The 396-nt window shown below is 61.9% G+C and carries 1 protein-coding gene; it reads right to left on the bottom strand.

Going from position 1 to position 396, the window contains the following annotated elements; translation table 11 throughout:
• Positions 1–346, bottom strand: a 346-nt coding sequence (locus AC0IYH_RS29645) for a hypothetical protein (protein WP_471837642.1), incomplete at its 3' end; no start/stop codon positions are given.
• Positions 347–396 lie beyond the last annotated feature (50 nt).

The following is a 396-nucleotide window of genomic DNA, read 5'->3' as shown; positions in this document are numbered from 1 at the left end:
CCCCAGGGTTGTGCCGTAGCTTCAGGCCCCACGCACACCTTGCGTACTCATAGCCGCACCGCACGATCCGAGCTTCAGCACGCACGGTCGCCGGCCTGACGCTGAGGAGCCGCTCGTCGCAGTACGTCGGAATGGCTTTCTGCGTCACCACCTCCAGACGCAACTCAGCCAAGGAGGACTTCAGTATAGGTCCGGCCTTGTACGTCTCATTCCTCTCGTAAGGCCCGCCACCCCATCTAGCCGCGATGTATTGCTCGATAGCCTCGCCAAGCCTGATCGGCCGACGTTCGGGATCGCCGGTCCCGTGCACGCTGCTCCAGAACGCTTTGTTAGCCGTGGTCACCATGTTTCCCCCTTCAGTCGATAGATGCCACTAGACAACATTGCGGCGCGGGC

It is taken from the genome of Pseudomonas sp. AC463 (assembly GCF_979253585.1).
The sequence above is the reverse complement of the archived record's forward strand: the minus strand, read 5'-3'. Positions and strand labels throughout refer to the sequence as shown.